Annotated in this window: 13 protein-coding genes; 8 read left to right on the top strand and 5 right to left on the bottom strand. The window is 69.6% G+C overall.

The window, feature by feature from the left end; translation table 11 throughout:
• The first annotated feature begins 9 nt into the window (after nucleotides 1–9).
• Nucleotides 10–1,431 carry a carotenoid oxygenase family protein gene (locus NXI30_23180; protein ID MCR9097136.1) on the top strand — a complete coding sequence of 474 codons (1,422 nt, stop codon included), beginning with the start codon at nucleotides 10–12 and terminating at the stop codon, nucleotides 1,429–1,431.
• On the opposite strand, the gene NXI30_23185 is transcribed toward NXI30_23180, so the two are convergent.
• From NXI30_23185 to NXI30_23195, 3 genes are all read right to left on the bottom strand, one after another.
• The gene (locus NXI30_23185) at nucleotides 1,428–2,132 is read right to left on the bottom strand and encodes a spermidine synthase (GenBank protein MCR9097137.1); all 705 of its coding nucleotides are present in this window, start codon (nucleotides 2,130–2,132) and stop codon (nucleotides 1,428–1,430) included. The genes NXI30_23180 and NXI30_23185 overlap by 4 nt on opposite strands.
• Nucleotides 2,129–3,835: an ATP-binding cassette domain-containing protein gene (locus tag NXI30_23190; GenBank protein ID MCR9097138.1), complete on the bottom strand. Its 1,707-nt coding sequence runs from the start codon at nucleotides 3,833–3,835 to the stop codon at nucleotides 2,129–2,131. The genes NXI30_23185 and NXI30_23190 overlap by 4 nt, the downstream gene beginning before the upstream one ends.
• Nucleotides 3,836–3,897: 62 nt before the next feature.
• Nucleotides 3,898–5,343 (bottom strand): amidohydrolase family protein, encoded by a 1,446-nt coding sequence (locus tag NXI30_23195; GenBank protein ID MCR9097139.1) that lies wholly within the window; start codon nucleotides 5,341–5,343, stop codon nucleotides 3,898–3,900.
• A gap of 139 nt (nucleotides 5,344–5,482) precedes the next feature.
• Between NXI30_23195 and NXI30_23200 the strand changes: the two genes are divergently transcribed.
• From NXI30_23200 to NXI30_23215, 4 genes are all read left to right on the top strand, one after another.
• The gene (locus NXI30_23200) at nucleotides 5,483–6,757 is read left to right on the top strand and encodes a hypothetical protein (GenBank protein ID MCR9097140.1); all 1,275 of its coding nucleotides are present in this window, start codon (nucleotides 5,483–5,485) and stop codon (nucleotides 6,755–6,757) included.
• Nucleotides 6,754–7,890, top strand: coding sequence for a hypothetical protein (locus NXI30_23205; GenBank protein MCR9097141.1), 1,137 nt, complete (start codon nucleotides 6,754–6,756; stop codon nucleotides 7,888–7,890). The genes NXI30_23200 and NXI30_23205 overlap by 4 nt, the downstream gene beginning before the upstream one ends.
• Nucleotides 7,891–7,960: 70 nt before the next feature.
• Complete coding sequence (locus tag NXI30_23210) at nucleotides 7,961–9,184, top strand: MFS transporter (protein MCR9097142.1); 1,224 nt, start codon at nucleotides 7,961–7,963, stop codon at nucleotides 9,182–9,184.
• A gap of 17 nt (nucleotides 9,185–9,201) precedes the next feature.
• The gene (locus NXI30_23215) at nucleotides 9,202–9,843 is read left to right on the top strand and encodes an FMN-binding negative transcriptional regulator (protein MCR9097143.1); all 642 of its coding nucleotides are present in this window, start codon (nucleotides 9,202–9,204) and stop codon (nucleotides 9,841–9,843) included.
• Nucleotides 9,844–9,850: 7 nt separating this feature from the next.
• On the opposite strand, the gene NXI30_23220 is transcribed toward NXI30_23215, so the two are convergent.
• Nucleotides 9,851–10,345 carry a hypothetical protein gene (locus NXI30_23220; GenBank protein MCR9097144.1) on the bottom strand — a complete coding sequence of 165 codons (495 nt, stop codon included), beginning with the start codon at nucleotides 10,343–10,345 and terminating at the stop codon, nucleotides 9,851–9,853.
• A gap of 32 nt (nucleotides 10,346–10,377) precedes the next feature.
• The gene (locus tag NXI30_23225; protein ID MCR9097145.1) at nucleotides 10,378–11,625 is read right to left on the bottom strand and encodes an amidohydrolase; all 1,248 of its coding nucleotides are present in this window, start codon (nucleotides 11,623–11,625) and stop codon (nucleotides 10,378–10,380) included.
• 268 nt (nucleotides 11,626–11,893) lie between these two features.
• Here NXI30_23225 and NXI30_23230 point away from each other — a divergent pair, with 268 nt between their 5' ends.
• From NXI30_23230 to NXI30_23240, 3 genes are all read left to right on the top strand, one after another.
• Nucleotides 11,894–12,514 carry a glutathione S-transferase family protein gene (locus NXI30_23230; protein ID MCR9097146.1) on the top strand — a complete coding sequence of 207 codons (621 nt, stop codon included), beginning with the start codon at nucleotides 11,894–11,896 and terminating at the stop codon, nucleotides 12,512–12,514.
• Between the two features lie 40 nt (nucleotides 12,515–12,554).
• On the top strand, nucleotides 12,555–13,610 hold the full coding sequence (locus NXI30_23235; protein MCR9097147.1) for an MBL fold metallo-hydrolase: 1,056 nt from the start codon (nucleotides 12,555–12,557) through the stop codon (nucleotides 13,608–13,610).
• Between the two features lie 175 nt (nucleotides 13,611–13,785).
• Complete coding sequence (locus NXI30_23240) at nucleotides 13,786–15,000, top strand: acyl-CoA dehydrogenase family protein (protein ID MCR9097148.1); 1,215 nt, start codon at nucleotides 13,786–13,788, stop codon at nucleotides 14,998–15,000.
• Nucleotides 15,001–15,006 lie beyond the last annotated feature (6 nt).

Consider the following 15,006-nt stretch of genomic DNA (forward strand, 5'->3'; position numbering starts at 1 on the left):
AGGAATCCCATGAGTGCCACCCCCGAGACCACCGCCGCCGCCTTCGCCGAAGTGCTGCGGCCCAACAACGTCGAAGCCGACGCCCCGATCACGCGGATCGAAGGCGAGATCCCGCGCGATCTGAACGGCACGCTCTATCGGAACGGCCCGAACCAGAACGTTCTTCCGGAATCGGGACACGGCGGACTCCACCTCTTCGACGGCGACGCCCTCGTGCAGGCGATCCGCTTCGAGGACGGCCGGGCCCACCATCTCGGGCGCTATGCGCGGACCGAGCGCTTCCTGCGCGACGCGGCGGAAGGGGTCTACGCGAACGGCGGCCTGAAGTCGCCCGCGGAACGCCCCGCGGATCCGCCGCTTCCGAACCACTCGCCCAACACCAACATCGTCCCGCACGCGGGCAAGCTCTGGGCGATGGCCGAGAACATGCCGCCCTTCGAGATGGATCCCGTCACCCTCGAGTCGAAGGGGCTCTGGGACTACGACGGCAGGATGCTCGGCCTCTCGACGACGGCGCACCCGAAGATCGACGGCAAGACGGGCCAGATGTGGATTCACGGCTACCAGCCGATCGAGCCCTTCATCCAGCTCTACTGCGTCGAGCCGGACGGAAGCGTCTCCCTGGCCGAGGCCCATGACGCGCCCTGGGCGTCGATGATGCACGACTTCGCGATCACCGAGAACTACGTGATCTTCCCGGTCGGCGGCGTCGGCTTCGATCTCGACAAGCTGCTGACGGGGACCTTCCACGACGCCGTCCGTGCGAACGACCGGCCGATGATGTTCGGCATCCGCGAGCGCACGCCCGGAAGCGAAGTGCGCTGGTTCGAGGCGCCGTCGAGCGCCTACATGTTCCATCCCGGCAACGCCTACGAGGAAGACGGACGCATCTACATGGATGCGTGCACCTACGAGGATCCGCAGGCCCTGCTCGACTGGCTGAACGTGACCCGTGAGGGCACGCGTGGCGATGGCCTCAAGGCCCATCCCTACGGCTACGAGTTCGATCTCGCGTCGGGATCGTGCAAGGAGACCAAGTACAGCGAATCGACGGCGGAGTTCCCGCGGATCGACGACCGCCTCGTCGGCCACAAGAACCGCTACGGCTACGCCTCGACGGCGGAGCCGGCCGAGGGGCTGCTCGGGTTCTCCCGGCGAATCTCGAAGTACGACCGGACCGGGGCCGCCTCGATCCACCGCGCCGCGGTCGACGGGCAGTGGACGGGAGAGCCGGTCTTCGTCCCGCGAACCGAAACCTCGCAGGAGGACGATGGCTTCGTGCTCTTCCTGGTCCACGATGCGAACCGGGGCGAGACCGCCGTCGAGATCCTCGACGCCGGTGCCGTCGACGCAGCGCCGCTCGCGCGGCTCTGGCTCGACACCCGGATCCCGCTCTGCTTCCACGGCAACTGGGCGCAGGCGACGCGCTAGGACGGGCGTTCGCGCGGCGTCCCGGGCGCGCCCTCGGGCCGCCGCGCGAGCACGATCCAATGGCGGTAGCCGCCTCGCCCGGGGCGCCTCGTCTCGACGCTGAAACCGCGGCGACGGAGCCGCTGCTCGAAACCTTCGTCCCGCGCTTCGGCCCAGACGCCGAGCACGCCGCCAGGCACGAGGGCGTCCCAGGTCCGGTCGATCGCCCCCTGCCCGTAGAGCGGGTCCTTGCGCGGATCGGTCTTCGCATGCGGCCCCTCGAAGAGATCGAGCACGATCGCATCGTAGGGTGCGTCGCGTCCCCGACGGATGACCTCGGCCACGTCGTCGAGCACGACCTCGACCCGTGGATCGAGGACCGCCCCTTCGGTCAGCTCTGCGAGCGGACCGCGGCACCACTCCGCCACGACCGGGTGGAGCTCGGCGATCTCGACCCGACAGTCCGCGTGGACGGTGTCGAGCACCGCGCGCAGCGTGATCCCCATGCCGAGTCCGCCGACCAGCACGCGCCCGCCGCCCGAGGGCTCGGCCAGCGCGGCACACGCTGCGCGGCCGAGGACGACCTCGGACTGGTTCTCGCGGCTGTTCATCAGGACGCGGCCGCCGACCAGGATCAGGAAGTCCCGGGCGTCACGGCGACGCAGCTCGAGCACCCCGTCCGGGGTCTCGCGCTCGTCGAGGGTCACCCAGGGCTTGCTCATGCGGCGCCTGCGCCCTGCCCCGCGCCCTTCTTTCTGCGGCCCTTCGCCTCGCCCCCGGCCTTCGCGGACCGCTTGGACTCCCGCGCGCGCCGGAGCACCTCCTGCGCGTCGAGGTGATCCTCGCCCGCCCGAGCGAGGTACTCGTCGTAGCCACCACTGAAGTCCTGTACGCCCTCGGGCGTGATCTCCACGATCCGCGTGGCGAGCTCGTTCACGAACCACCGGTCATGGGACACGAAGATCACCGTCCCGTCGTAGGCCTTCACCGCGTCGACCAGCGCCTCGATCGCCTCGAGGTCGAGATGGTTGGTGGGCTCGTCGAGGATCAGGACGTTCGGGTGGGTCACCGCCTGCTTCGCGAAGAGCATCCGCGCCGCCTCGCCTCCGGAGAGGGCCTCGAGCTTCTTCTTGCTCTCCTCCCCCGAGAAGAGGACCGCTGCGAGAGCGCCCTTCACGTAGCCGATGCTCTGCTGCGGGATGAACTCGCCGAGCCAGTCGTCGAGGCGTTGCCGAGCGGAGCCGATCTGCTCCTTGTGGTCCTGGGCCACGTAGCCGGGATGGGTCTCGTATCCCCACTCGACCTTGCCCGCGTCGGGCTCGACTTCGCCCATCATGATCTTGAGGAGGGTCGACTTCCCGATCCCGTTCGGCCCGATCACCGCGACCCGCTCGCCGCGCTGGACGACGAGATCGATTCCGTCGAGGACGAGATTGTCGCCGTAGGACTTCGAGACCCCCGCGACCTCGATCACCTGCTTGCCGCTCGGCCGCTTCTGACTGAACGAGAAGGAGGGATAGCGCCGGGAGCTCTCGGGCAGCGACTCGATCTCGATCCGGTCGATCGCCTTGAGCTTGCTCTGCGCCTGCCGTGCCTTCGAAGCCTTGGCGCGGAACCGCTCGACGAACGCCTTGTGATCCGCGATCTCGGCCTCGCGCTTCTCGATCTCGGCCTCGCGCCGATCGCGCTCCGACTTCTTCGACCGGACGAAGTTCGCGTAGTTTCCCGGATAGGCCTTGACCGTCTGGTAGTCGACGTCGACGATCGTCGTCGCGACGTTGTCGAGGAAGCGGTGATCGTGGGAGATCAGGATCGCCACGCCGGGGTAGCTCTCGAGGAACTGCTCGAGCCAGCGGATCGAGAGGATGTCGAGGTGGTTCGTCGGCTCGTCGAGCAGGAGCGCGTCGGGCTCGGCTGCGAGGACCTGCGCCAGGAGCACCCGCAGCTTGAAGCCGCCCGAGAGGGTCGAGAGGGACTCGGTGTGCACGGCGGTCGGGATTCCCAGGCCCTCGAGGATCTCACCGGCGCGCGCTTCGAGGCCGTAGCCGTCGTGCTGGACGATCACATCCTCGAGCTCCGCGTAGCGGTCGCCGTCGAAGTGGTCCTCGGCGTTCGCGAGGATCTCTTCCTTCTCGACCATCGCCTTCCAGAGCGGCGCGTTTCCCATCATCACGACGTCGACGATCCGATCCTCCTCGTACTGGAAGTGATCCTGCTCGAGGACACCGAGGACGGCCCGCTTCGGGATCGAGAGATCCCCGTCGCTCGCGGACTCCTCCCCGGTCAGGATCTTGAGCAGCGTCGACTTCCCGCAACCGTTCGCGCCGACGATCCCGTAGCGCTCGCCCCGATTGAATTGCATCGAGACGTCTTCGAAGAGGGTGCGATCCCCGTAGTGCTTGGCGAGATTCGAGATCGAGATCATGACGGCGCGGGATCCTACCCGCGGTCGTGCCCCCGGCCAACCGGCAATCTCCCCGGCCCGCCCTACCGGCCGGGCACGCGGTACCGCCCCCGACTGACCACCCCCACGATTCCACGCGTATTCCGGATGTCGTCGAGCGGGTTCGCCTCGAGCAGCACGAGATCGGCGAGCTGGCCCGATGCGATCCGACCGACGCGATCCTCGATTCCCATGAAGCGCGCCGGCGCGCGCACGGACGCCGCGAGGGCTTCGGCGGGCTCGAGTCCCGCCTCGACGAGCAGCTCGAGCTCCCGGTGGAGACTCTCGCCCGGGATCGCCAGGCGGATCGGCGTGTCCGTCCCCGCGCCGATCGGAACGCCGGCGGCGTCCATCCGGCCGACGAGGGAGAGGCTCCAGTCGGCGAAGCGCTGATCGCGCTCGCCCTCCTCGGCGAGCTCGCGCACCTTGGCGTCCCAGCGCACGCGGACGTCCTCCGGCAGGGCTTGCGCGGCGCGCGCCCAGACCGGATTCCGATCCGGACGCGCGCGATTGAACGCGTTCAGACGAAGCGTCGGGACCTGCATCGTCCCCCGGAGCGCGACCAGGACCTCGTCGCAGCGATCGGCGTCGTGATCGGCGATCGCCGCGAAGCGCTGGGCGTCGTGGAGCGACTTGCGGAGCGGATGGCCCCGAGGCGAGGTCCACGCGTCGAGCGCCCGCACCCGCTCGGCGTGGAGCGCGCGCCAGTCGCGCGCGCAGGCGAGCTCGACGTTGCGGAGGTGCTCCATCGAGTCGACCCGCGGTCCCGCGACGTCGGCGGTCAGGCTGAGAGGGACGTGGGAGGCGATCGGCAGCCCGTGCTCCCGCGCAGCGGTCACGAGCGCGTCGAAGGCATCGGGCGAGACGAGCTCGTAGATCTTGATCAGATCCGCTCCGCCCTCCGCCAGGAGGGCCACCTGTCGCGCCGCCGCCTCGGCATCCGGGATCGAGGTCCCGAGCGCCGGCTGGGACGGACTCGCGCCGTCATAGACGACGAGCCGACCGTCGAGCAGGGGCCCGGACAGGAAGATGCGCGGCGACGCCGCGTCCGAGGCGCGCAGCCCCTCGCGCATCGCGACCAGCGTCTCGAAGTGGCCGCCGGTGTCGCGGACGCTCGTGATCCCCCAGTCGAGAAAGAGGCCGGACATCGCGTCGGTCAGCGCCTCGTCGTAGAGGAAATGGACGTGGGCGTCCCAGAGCCCGGGGATCAGGAACCGGTCCCGGCCGTCGACCGTGCGCTCCGCCGGCGGCCCCTTTCCCGACGGCCCGACCCAGACGATCCGGTCCCCGGCGACGACCACGCGGTGGTCGGGGCGCTCGAAGATGAGGACGTCGCCCTCCGCCGTGTCGTCGATCTCGACCTCGATCACGGTCACGTCCTCGATCGCGAGGGCGGCGACGATCGGCGTCCGCCGGCGTGACTCCGCGCAGCTCGAGAGGACGAGCCCGAGCGCGAGAAGCGCGCTCCCCCACCGAATCCACTGCGCCACGCCTCGATCCTCCTTCCCGTCCGCCCACTCGGGGTTTCGCCCGAGGCACCCGTCCGGTCGAGTCCGGAATTTCAGGAGCCTGCGGGATTCCGCGAGGTTATCCCTTATCCCCGCGTCCCCGCTGCCGATCCAGGAAGGGATGACGTCCGTCCCCGAACCGTCCCACACGGGCCGCACCCTGCTCCTGCTCGGCTGCGGCGCGGAGCAGATCGAAGCCCTGCGGATCGCGCGCGAGCTCGGCTATCGCACCGTCGCGTTCGACAACGACCCGAACGCCGTGGGCCGCGCGCACGCCGATGCCTTCCGGCGCGTGGACCTCAAGAACCCGACCGAGCTTCTCGGACACGCCGAGCTGGTCGCGCCCGACGGCGTCTTCGTCCACGCCGCGGAGCTCGCGGTCGAAGCCGCGACCGTGGCCGACGCCTTCGACCTGCCCGGGATCTCCGTCGACGCGGCCCTCACCGCCACCGCCAAGGAGCGACGGATCGCCCGCTTCGCCGAAGCAGGCCTCCGCACCCCGGGCTTTCGCGTCCTCGACCGCGAAGCGCCGGTCGGCGCATGGCAGGAAGCGGCCCGCGAGATCGGCTTCCCCTGTGTCCTGAAGCCGACGGACCAGGCCGGCGCGCGCGGGGTCGAACGGATCGACGACGAAGCCGGCGTGGCCGCCTACCACGCGCGCCGCACCCGCTTCGCCTGCCCTCGCTTCGTCTGCGAGCAGCGACTCGAAGGCCTCGAATTGTCGACGGAGAGCGTGCGCGCCGGCGGAAAGATCCGGCACCACGCCATCGCTCTCCGCCACTACGACACGACGGCGCACTACGCCCCCGCCTTCATCGAGGACGGACACTCCCTCCCCTACCGCCTGCCCGCAGCGCTTCGCACCGGGATCGAGGCGCTGATCGAGCGTGCCTTCGACGTGCTCGGGATCCCGGACGGCGTGCTCAAGGGCGACCTGCTGATCGATCCGGAAGGAGGCGTCTTCGTCCTCGAGATGGCCGCGCGGACCAGCGGAGGCCGCTTCGCCGACACCGTCGTTCCCCTCGGCACCGGCGTGAACATCCTCTATCCCTTGATCGAGCTGGCGATGGGCGACGCGTTCTCGCGGGACTGGTTCACGCCGACGCACGAGGTCGGCGTGTCCCAGCGCTTCTTCCTCCACGACGCCCCCGGTCGCGTGCGGCGATGGCCCCTGCTCCGCCAGCTCGTCGCGCGCCCCTGGGTGAGCGACTGGTCGATCGACGACGCGCGCTTCGCGTCCGGGATCCTCCCGCGGATCGAGAGCCACCGCGAACGCCTCGGCTACGTCATCTGCACCGGCGAGACCCGGGAGCAGGCCGACGCGCGCGCGCTCGAGATCACCCGGGACTTCGCCCGCGCACTCGAACTCGACGTCCTCGAGGAAGCCGAAAGATGAGCGGATCGCGAGAGGTCGTCCTCGTCGGAACCGGCGCGTTCGTCACGCGCGACGCCTGGGGCCCGGGCGTACTGGCGCGAAGCATCGCGCAGTGGTGTGGGGACCAACCGGAACGGCCGTGGACGCTGACCGTCGTGCACCGTTCGACGACGGGCCGCGAGCGCTTCGAGCGGGAGTGGAAGGCGATCGAGGCCGAGCTGCCCCGACTCCCGACCCTGCGATTCCTGTCCGCCGGCGACGACGCGCTCGCAGACCACGTCGCGGGCGCACGGGCCCTCTTCGTCTGCGTCCCGGACGACGCGCACGCCGCCTACGTAGAGCTGGGGATCGCGGCACGAACCCCCACCTGGATCGTGAAGCCGCTCACCGGCGAAGGCCCCGCCTCCGCGGCTCTCGTCGAGGCGGCGCGGGTCGCGGACGTCCCGGTCTGGGTCGACTACCACAAGCGCTTCGACGTCTCGAATCGAGGGCTGCGCGACGCCCTCGATCGCGAAGAGCTCGGCGCGCCGCGTCTCGTCAGCGTGCGCTACTCCCAGCCCCGCGACCTCCCCCTCGACGGCTTCACCTGGGCCGGCGGAACCGACGTCTTCACCTACATCGGTTGTCACTACGTCGATCAGCTCTTCTACGTGATGCCCGGCCTCGAGATCGAGCACGTCGAGGCCCACGGGCTGCGCGGCCCGGTCCACGCGCAGCACGGCGGTCAGGCCTTCGACACCGTGCTCGCGCGCTTCGACGGCCGATGGCGCGATCGCCCGCTCAGCGCCCAGTTCGAGGTCGGCTGGTGCAACCCGCTCGGCAGCCCGACCAAGAGCCTGCAGATCGTCGAGGTCGCCTGCGACGGCGGGCGCCATTTTCTCGACCAGGCGCGGCGCGGGAGCGAGCGCTGGAGCGACCAGGGCGTGCACGTCCCGAACCCCTGGTTCTTCTCCCGGGTCCATGACCCGCTCACCGGCTCCGCCCGCTACCAGGGCTACGGCTACGACTCCGTCCGACACTTCCTCGACTTCACCGGCGAGAGCGCCGAGATCCAGGCCGCGATGCGCACGAATGCTTCGCTTCCCTGGATCGAGGAGGCGGCGCGGGTCGACGCGGTCCTCGACCGCGTGCGCGAGGCCCTGGAGGACGCCTAGCGTCGTCGTCCGTCGGATTTCGAGGCGCCTGTGCTATTCGATGGCGGCGCCCGCTCCGAGGACCACCCCCTTGGCCGACCCCGGATTCGTCAGCGGAATCAGCGTGCTCCGCCAGCGGGACGTCGCGCGTCTCTTCGTCGCCTACCTCGTGACCTACACGGGGACGGCAATGGCGCCGATCGCGCTGGCGTTCGGCCTGCTCGAGATGACGGGATCGACCCGCGAGACCGGGATCGTCGTGGCGGCGCCGACCGCGGCGGGCGTCGCCGTCCTCCTCGTGGGCGGCGCGATCGCGGATCGGACGTCGCGCAAGCGGGTGATCGTCCTGGCGGAGAGCCTCGCCATGGCCGCGCAGCTCGCGATCGCAGCGCTCCTGCTCTCGGGGACCGCGTCGATCCCGCTGCTGACGGGGCTCATGCTCGTGAACGGCACGGCGATGGCGTTCAACGCGCCGGCCTCGGCAGGACTGATCGTCCAGATCGCCGCGCGCGAGGAGCTCCAGGCGGTCAACGCGCTCCTCGGCATGGCCCGCAACAGCGCCCTCGCGATCGGCGCGGCCGTCGGCGGCGTGCTGGTCGCGACCGTCGGCGCCGGCTGGACCCTCGCGATCGATGGCCTCTCGTTCGGCTTCTCGGCGCTGCTGATCGCGACGCTGCGCCCGCGGGTGCAGCGCACACCCGAGAGCGCTTCGATGATCGAGGATCTGCGCGCCGGAGCGCGCGAGTTCTTCTCGCACACCTGGCTCTGGGTGATCGTCGCGCAGTTCTCGCTGATCGTGGCCGTCCACGAGAGCGTGTTCGGCTTGATGGGGCCCGCGGTCGCCCGCGAGACCCTCCGAGGCTCGACGGACTGGGGCACGATCGCCGCCGTCTTCGGGCTCGGCACGCTCGTGGGTGGACTCCTCAGCCTCCGCATCCAGCCGAAGCACCCGATGCGAACGGCCACCCTGCTGACGTTCACCTTCGTACTGATCCCGGCGGCGCTCTCGGTTCCCCTTCCGGTCCCCGTGATCGCCGCGGCGGCCTTCGTCGAAGGCGCGACGGGCAACCTCTTCGCGGTCCTCTGGTACACCACGCTCCAGAAGAAGATCCCGGAAGACATGCTCTCCCGGGTGAGCGCGTACGATCACCTGGGCTCGATCGCCCTCGCGCCGATCGGCATCGTCGTGGCCGGCGTCCTCTTCGAGGAGCTCGGGGCGCGCGCGACCCTCTGGCTCTGCGTCGCGACCGTCCTCCTTCCGACGATCGCCGCGTTCTCGGTCCACGACGTGCGCCACATGACGAGCGCCGACTGAAGCGCTCCGGAGATCCCATGTCCCTCTACGTTCCCGAGCACTTCCAAAGCGCCGATTCGGCGACCGCGCAGGATCTGATCGAGAGGCACCCGTTGTGCCTGCTCGTATCCGTCGAAGAGGGCACGCCACGCTTCAGTCCCGTCCCCGTTCTTCTCGATCGCGACCGGGGCGCGCTCGGACGGCTCCGTTTCCACCTCGCCCGGGCGAACCCGCAGAGCGCGCGACTCGCCGAGCGAAGCGAGGCGAGCCTGGTCTTCCAGGGCCCCGAGACCTACATCTCTCCCGACTGGTACGTCGACACGAGGCTCCCCCCGACCTGGAACTACGAGCTCGTGATCGCGCGCGGCCGGGCGACACCGCTCGACGACGACGAGCTCCTTCGGCTCCTCGGGGACCTCTCCCATGACCAGGAGCGACGCCTCGACAAGGTGCCGTGGACGATGGCGAAGATGGGCGAAGACCGCGTCCGAGGACTCCTGCGTGGAATCATCGGCTTCGCTTTCGAGATCGATCGGCTCGAAGCCAAGTCGAAACTCAGCCAGAACCGCTCGCCCGCGGACCGGGCCTCCGTTCGGCGAGCGCTCGCGGCGCAGCCAGGGCCGCGGGCGCACGAAGTGGCCGCTCGCATGGCCGCCGTCGACCCGGACCGCGAGGCGTGATCCCCCGCTAGAGCGTGATCCAGACCGCTTCGCCGTGCCGACTGGCGCGCTGGAACACGTCGACGAGGCGCACGAGGGTCACCTGGTACTCGCGATTGTGGACGGCGACGCGGTACTCGGTCGGCGGCGCGTCGCCTTCCCGGCCGACGACGAACTCGTGTTGCGCGCCGTAGGTCTGTCGATCGGCCGCGTACAGGACGCTGCGTGCGTCCTCGATCAGCGCGGGGCGGAAGAGGACCGGCGCCCCGCTCCCGAGCGTCCCCTCGAGCCCGAGCGCGTTCAGCCGGTCGACGACGCCGTGACCGACCATCGCGTGCAGGGAGTTCGCCGAGATCCGGACGCGCTCCTCGAGCTCGAACTCGCCTTCGGCATCCAGACGTACGAGACCCGCCGCGCCCGTCCGAAAGGGCGGCGGCGGGTCGTCGAAGTCGTGGGCCGCCAGATAGATGCGCTGGACCGATTCCTCGGCCCGCCGGAGCGACTCCTCGGAAGGGGCGCGCATGCGTCTCTCGGCCTCGTCCGGCGAGCGCGCGCTCAGGCGGAGGCCTGGGCCTCGAGCTCGGCGAGCGCGCCCCGGAACAGGTAGCACTGCGAATCCCGCGGAATGTCTTCGGCCGGAAGCGGCGTGTTCACCTGCTCGGGCGTCGGACCGTGTTCCTTGGCTCGCACGCGAAGCGCATCGAGGTCGAAGTCGTAGAGCGCCGCCGCGTTCTCCCCGAAGATCTTTCGGCGGTCCGACTCGGACACGTCCGAGAAGGTGAGCCGCAGCGACTCGAGGTTGTACGGGAACGTTCCCTCGTAGTGGGGGTAGTCGTTCCCCCAGCAGACCTTATCCACGCCGACGAGATCGATGCCCTCGAGCTCCTGCTTGCTCGGGAAGCTCGCCCCGTAGTAGCAGTGCTCGCGGGCGTACTCGCTCGGGAGGCGCTTCAGGCCCCACTCCTCGTCGTCGTACATCATCTCGCCGATCGCGCCGGCCTTCACGCCCATGTGGATGCGGTCGAGCTGGGCGAGCATTTCGGGGGCCCAGGAGCAGCCCGACTCGGTCAGGATGTACTTGAGCTTCGGGAAGCGCTCGTAGACGCCGCTCATCAGGAGATGGCGGTAGCCCGCGCGGCAGTAGAACGACACCTCCGAGATCCAGAGAGCGTCGGCGAGGGCCCCCTCACCGAAGTCCGGCGCGCCCTGCCCCGAGTGCTGGTTGATCACGAGACCGTGATCCTGGATCGCGGCGAAGACGCGGTCCCACGCGCGGTCGTAGAGCGGCGTGAGCCAATGGGCGTCCGGCGGAATCAGCGGAAGGAGCACGCCGCCGCGCAGTCCGGCCTTCGCGATCCACTCGATGTCCTTGACCGCCTCGTCGAGATCGTTGGGCAGGATCACCCCGATCCCCGCGCGTCGAACCGGATCCTCGGCGCAGAAATCCGCCAGCCAGCGATTGTGGGCACGGACGCCGGCGAGGCAGCGTTCGTACTCCTCGGGCTTCGGCGGCCCCGCCGTCACGATGCTCTTCCGGTAGAAAGGCGGCACGGTATTCGGGAACACGACCTCACCGACGACGCCCTGGCCGTCCTGGTCGGTGTTGCGGATGTCGAAGTCCCAATTGCGCTTCTTCTTGGAGCCGTAGTGCTCCTCGCCCGGGTTCTTGTATCCCCCGCGCCAGTCGTCGAAGGCCGCTCGGTACTCGGGATCGAGGTACTCGCGATACTGGGCGTGGGATCCGCCGGCGTGGGTGTCCGAGGTGATCAGGATGTAGGGGTCGTGGGTGGTCGAGTCCGACAATGGGAGGCTCCGGGGCGTACCCCCCGGATGGGTGGGGTCGCGAGTGGGCCGGCACGCGAATTCGCGCGGCAGCGGCACCGTAGCCTGTCGACCGCGCGTGTCGAGATCGAGCTGAGGGGCGCGCCCGGAGGGCTTCGAGAGGGTCGGTCGGGGGCGCCCGGACTGAGGGGAGAGCGTGGCGAACCCCGGGTCGACGCGGGCCGTCGAGGATGTGCGACTCTCCGACCGTCGAGGTCGCCCGCTGCGTCCCGCCCCGAGGAGAACCGCGATGATCAAGCTCTACGGCCTGCGCATGAGCAACTACTACAGCCTGACGAAGGCCCTGCTGATCGAGAAGGGGCTCGACTTCGAGGAGGTCAAGGCACCGCCGTCCCAGAAGGAGGACTACCTGGCGCGCTCGCCGATGGGCAAGATGCCTTCGATCGAGGTGGACGGTCGATTCCTCTCGGAGTCCCTGGCGATCTTCCACTACCTGGAGAACGTGGCGCCCGAGCCGGCGCTGCTGCCCGCCGACCCCTTCGAGGCGGCCAAGGCGATGGAGCTCTGCTGTCACCTCAAGCTCGACGTCGAGCTGGTGGCGCGACGGTGTCTCCCGGAGCTGCTCTTCAAGCAGCCCGTGAGCGACGAAACGAAGGATCAGGTCCGCGCGGACCTCGCCAAGGGCGTGAAGGCGGTCGACCGGCTCCTCGTCGCGGCCCCCTTCGCCCTCGGCGCCGAGTTCACGATCGCGGATCTCTACGTCCACTACTGCTACCCGCTCGCCAACTCCCTGGCGACGGCGGTCTGCGGCATGAACCTCCTCGAGGACCAGCCGCGGGTGACGGATCTGCTCAAGCGACTGGGCGAGCGCCCGTCGATCGCCCGGGTCACGGCCGAGGCTGCCGGCTGAACCGACCCGTCCCCCCAACGCGCCCGCCGAAGGGGACTCCATGCGCATCTCCCGCCGAGCGATCCTTGCGATCGTCCTCCTCTCCGTGCTGGTCAGCGTGCTCGCCGTCGCCGAGGGCGGAGGCGAGACCCGCTGGCTCGCCCCGGCCCCGCGCCTCGAGAACGGTCGCTTCGAGAACCCGGTCGGCCCGATCGGGCACGGCACGCTGGGCGTGCGCTTCCCCTTCATGCTCCGGCGGATCCGCGCGTCCTTCGACGTGCGCGAAGGAGCGCCGGTCCACGCGCCCGTCGACGGCGCCTTCTTCCGCGGACCGAACGACGGCCCCCGGGTCACCTGGATCGGGCACGCAACCGTCCTGGTCGAGATGGACGGCGTCCGATTCCTGACCGACCCGACCTGGTCCGAGACCGCGAGCCCGGTCTCCTTCGCCGGACCGCCTCGCCTCGCGCCGCCCGGGGTCGCGATGGAGGCGCTGCCGCCGATCGACTTCGTGGTCGTCTCGCACAACCACTACGACCACCTCGACCTCGCGTCGCTCGTCGCCCTCGCCGAGCGGGACCCGCTCACGCAGTTCATCGTGCCCCTGGGCAACGGCGAGCTCCTCCGCGATTCAGGGATCGCCCGGGTGATCGAGCTCGACTGGACGGAGACGACCCGCGTGGGCACGGTCGACGTCCACTGCCTGCCGGTCCAGCACTGGAGCAAGCGCAGTCTCATCGACGACGATCGCGCGCTCTGGTCGTCCTGGGCCGTCACGGGTCCCACGCGCCGCTTCTACTTCGGGGGCGACACGGGCTACTTCGACGGCTTCCGTGAAATCGGCGAAGCCCTCGGCCCCTTCGATCTCGCGGCGCTCCCGATCGGCGCCTACGAACCGCGTGAGATGATGGCGCTGTCGCACATGAATCCGGAGGAGGCATGGCAGGCCGCCCTCGACGTACGCGCAGAGGCGGCGCTCGGTGTCCACTTCGGGACCTTCGATCTCTCGGACGAGGACTCGGACGAGCCCCCGAGGCGCTTCCGCGCGCGGGCCCGCCAGGGCGAGCGCGAAGCCGATGCCTGGGTCCTCGACGTCGGCGAGAGCCGGTCGTTCTGACCGGTCTCCGCGCACGCGCGGGAGAACGCGCGGTTCTACCCACCCCTGATCGATGACCTATGCTCGGCCTCCGCCTGTGGGCCATCCGGCCGGCAGAAGGTCCCCCGTCATCGATCCGAACGAAGCCCGTGCTTCTGGCGCGGCGACCTCGTCCCACTCAGACAGGAAGCATCCCATGTCCGACGACGCGAACCTCGAATCCTTCCGCGAAGAGGCGCGAGCCTGGCTCGCCGACAACTTCCCGAGCGCCATCTCCGGCCGCGGCGCCGAGCTCGTCGGCATGGAGAGCGTCTCCCGGGACCCGGATCTCGAGAAGTGGCGCGTCGCCCTAGGCGAGAAGGGCTGGGGCACGCCGACCTGGCCGGCGGAGTACGGTGGTGGCGGCCTCTCTCAGAAGCAGGCCCAGATCATCGACCAGGAGATGCGCAAGATCGGCGCCTTCAACCCCCTCCCGGTGATGGCCGGCATGGGCATCACGATGGTCGGTCCGACGATCCTCGAGTACGGAACGGAGGCGCAGAAGCAGAAGCACATCCCGCCGATCTGCCGCGGCGACGTCTTCTGGGCACTCGGCTACTCCGAGCCCAACGCCGGATCCGACCTCGCGTCGCTCCAGTGCAAGGCCGAGGACAAGGGCGACCACTGGCTGGTCAACGGTCAGAAGACCTGGACCTCCGGCGCGGACCATGCCCAGTGGATCGGCTGCCTCGTGCGAACGGACTTCGACGCGCCGAAGCGCGACGGCATCAGCTTCCTGATCCTCGACATGGACCAGCCCGGGATCGAGACGCGGCCCATCGAGCTGATCGGCGGATCCTCGCCTTTCTGCGAGACCTTCTTCAATGATGCGAAGGCCGACAAGGACGAGGTCCTCGGCGAGCTGAACGGCGGCTGGACGGTCGGCAAGCGCCTCCTCCAGCACGAGCGCCAGAGCCAGACCGGCGCGCGCGCGTCGGGCGGTGCAGCGGCCAAGGTCACCCTCCAGGATCTCGCGCTCAAGTACGTCGGCGCCGACGACGACGGCAAGCTCGCCGACCCGGATCTGCGCGCACGGATCGCCGACCACCTGATGAAGGCGCAGGCCCAGCGGCTCACGACCCAGCGCGTGATCGCCGAGGCCAAGGGCAACCACAAGGTGAGCGCCGCGGCCTCCATCCTGAAGAACGCCGCCTCGGCGGTCTCCCAGGAAAAGGACGAGCTGACCCTCGAGATCCTCGGTCACCAGGGCCTCGGATGGGAAGGTCACGACTTCCAGGATCACGAGCTCGCCGCCGTCCGCGGTTGGCTCTCGGCGAAGGCGATGTCGATCTACGGCGGCTCCTTCGAAATCCAGAACAACATCATCGCGAAGAACATCCTCGGCCTGCCCGAGACGACCCAGAAGGGCTGAGCGCAC

It is taken from the genome of bacterium (assembly GCA_024742285.1).
Taxonomy (GTDB): Bacteria; Myxococcota_A; UBA9160; order UBA9160; family UBA4427; genus UBA4427.

Excerpts from the sequence above, each read along its gene's own strand:
- NXI30_23215 (MCR9097143.1), top strand. The coding sequence starts at position 9,202 with ATGTCCCTCTACGTTCCCGAGCACTTCCAAAGCGCCGATTCGGCGACC.
- NXI30_23180 (MCR9097136.1), top strand. The coding sequence starts at position 10 with ATGAGTGCCACCCCCGAGACCACCGCCGCCGCCTTCGCCGAAGTGCTG.
- NXI30_23235 (MCR9097147.1), top strand. The coding sequence starts at position 12,555 with ATGCGCATCTCCCGCCGAGCGATCCTTGCGATCGTCCTCCTCTCCGTG.
- NXI30_23185 (MCR9097137.1), bottom strand. The coding sequence starts at position 2,132 with ATGAGCAAGCCCTGGGTGACCCTCGACGAGCGCGAGACCCCGGACGGG.
- NXI30_23200 (MCR9097140.1), top strand. The coding sequence starts at position 5,483 with ATGACGTCCGTCCCCGAACCGTCCCACACGGGCCGCACCCTGCTCCTG.
- NXI30_23240 (MCR9097148.1), top strand. The coding sequence starts at position 13,786 with ATGTCCGACGACGCGAACCTCGAATCCTTCCGCGAAGAGGCGCGAGCC.
- NXI30_23205 (MCR9097141.1), top strand. The coding sequence starts at position 6,754 with ATGAGCGGATCGCGAGAGGTCGTCCTCGTCGGAACCGGCGCGTTCGTC.
- NXI30_23190 (MCR9097138.1), bottom strand. The coding sequence starts at position 3,835 with ATGATCTCGATCTCGAATCTCGCCAAGCACTACGGGGATCGCACCCTC.
- NXI30_23230 (MCR9097146.1), top strand. The coding sequence starts at position 11,894 with ATGATCAAGCTCTACGGCCTGCGCATGAGCAACTACTACAGCCTGACG.
- NXI30_23220 (MCR9097144.1), bottom strand. The coding sequence starts at position 10,345 with ATGCGCGCCCCTTCCGAGGAGTCGCTCCGGCGGGCCGAGGAATCGGTC.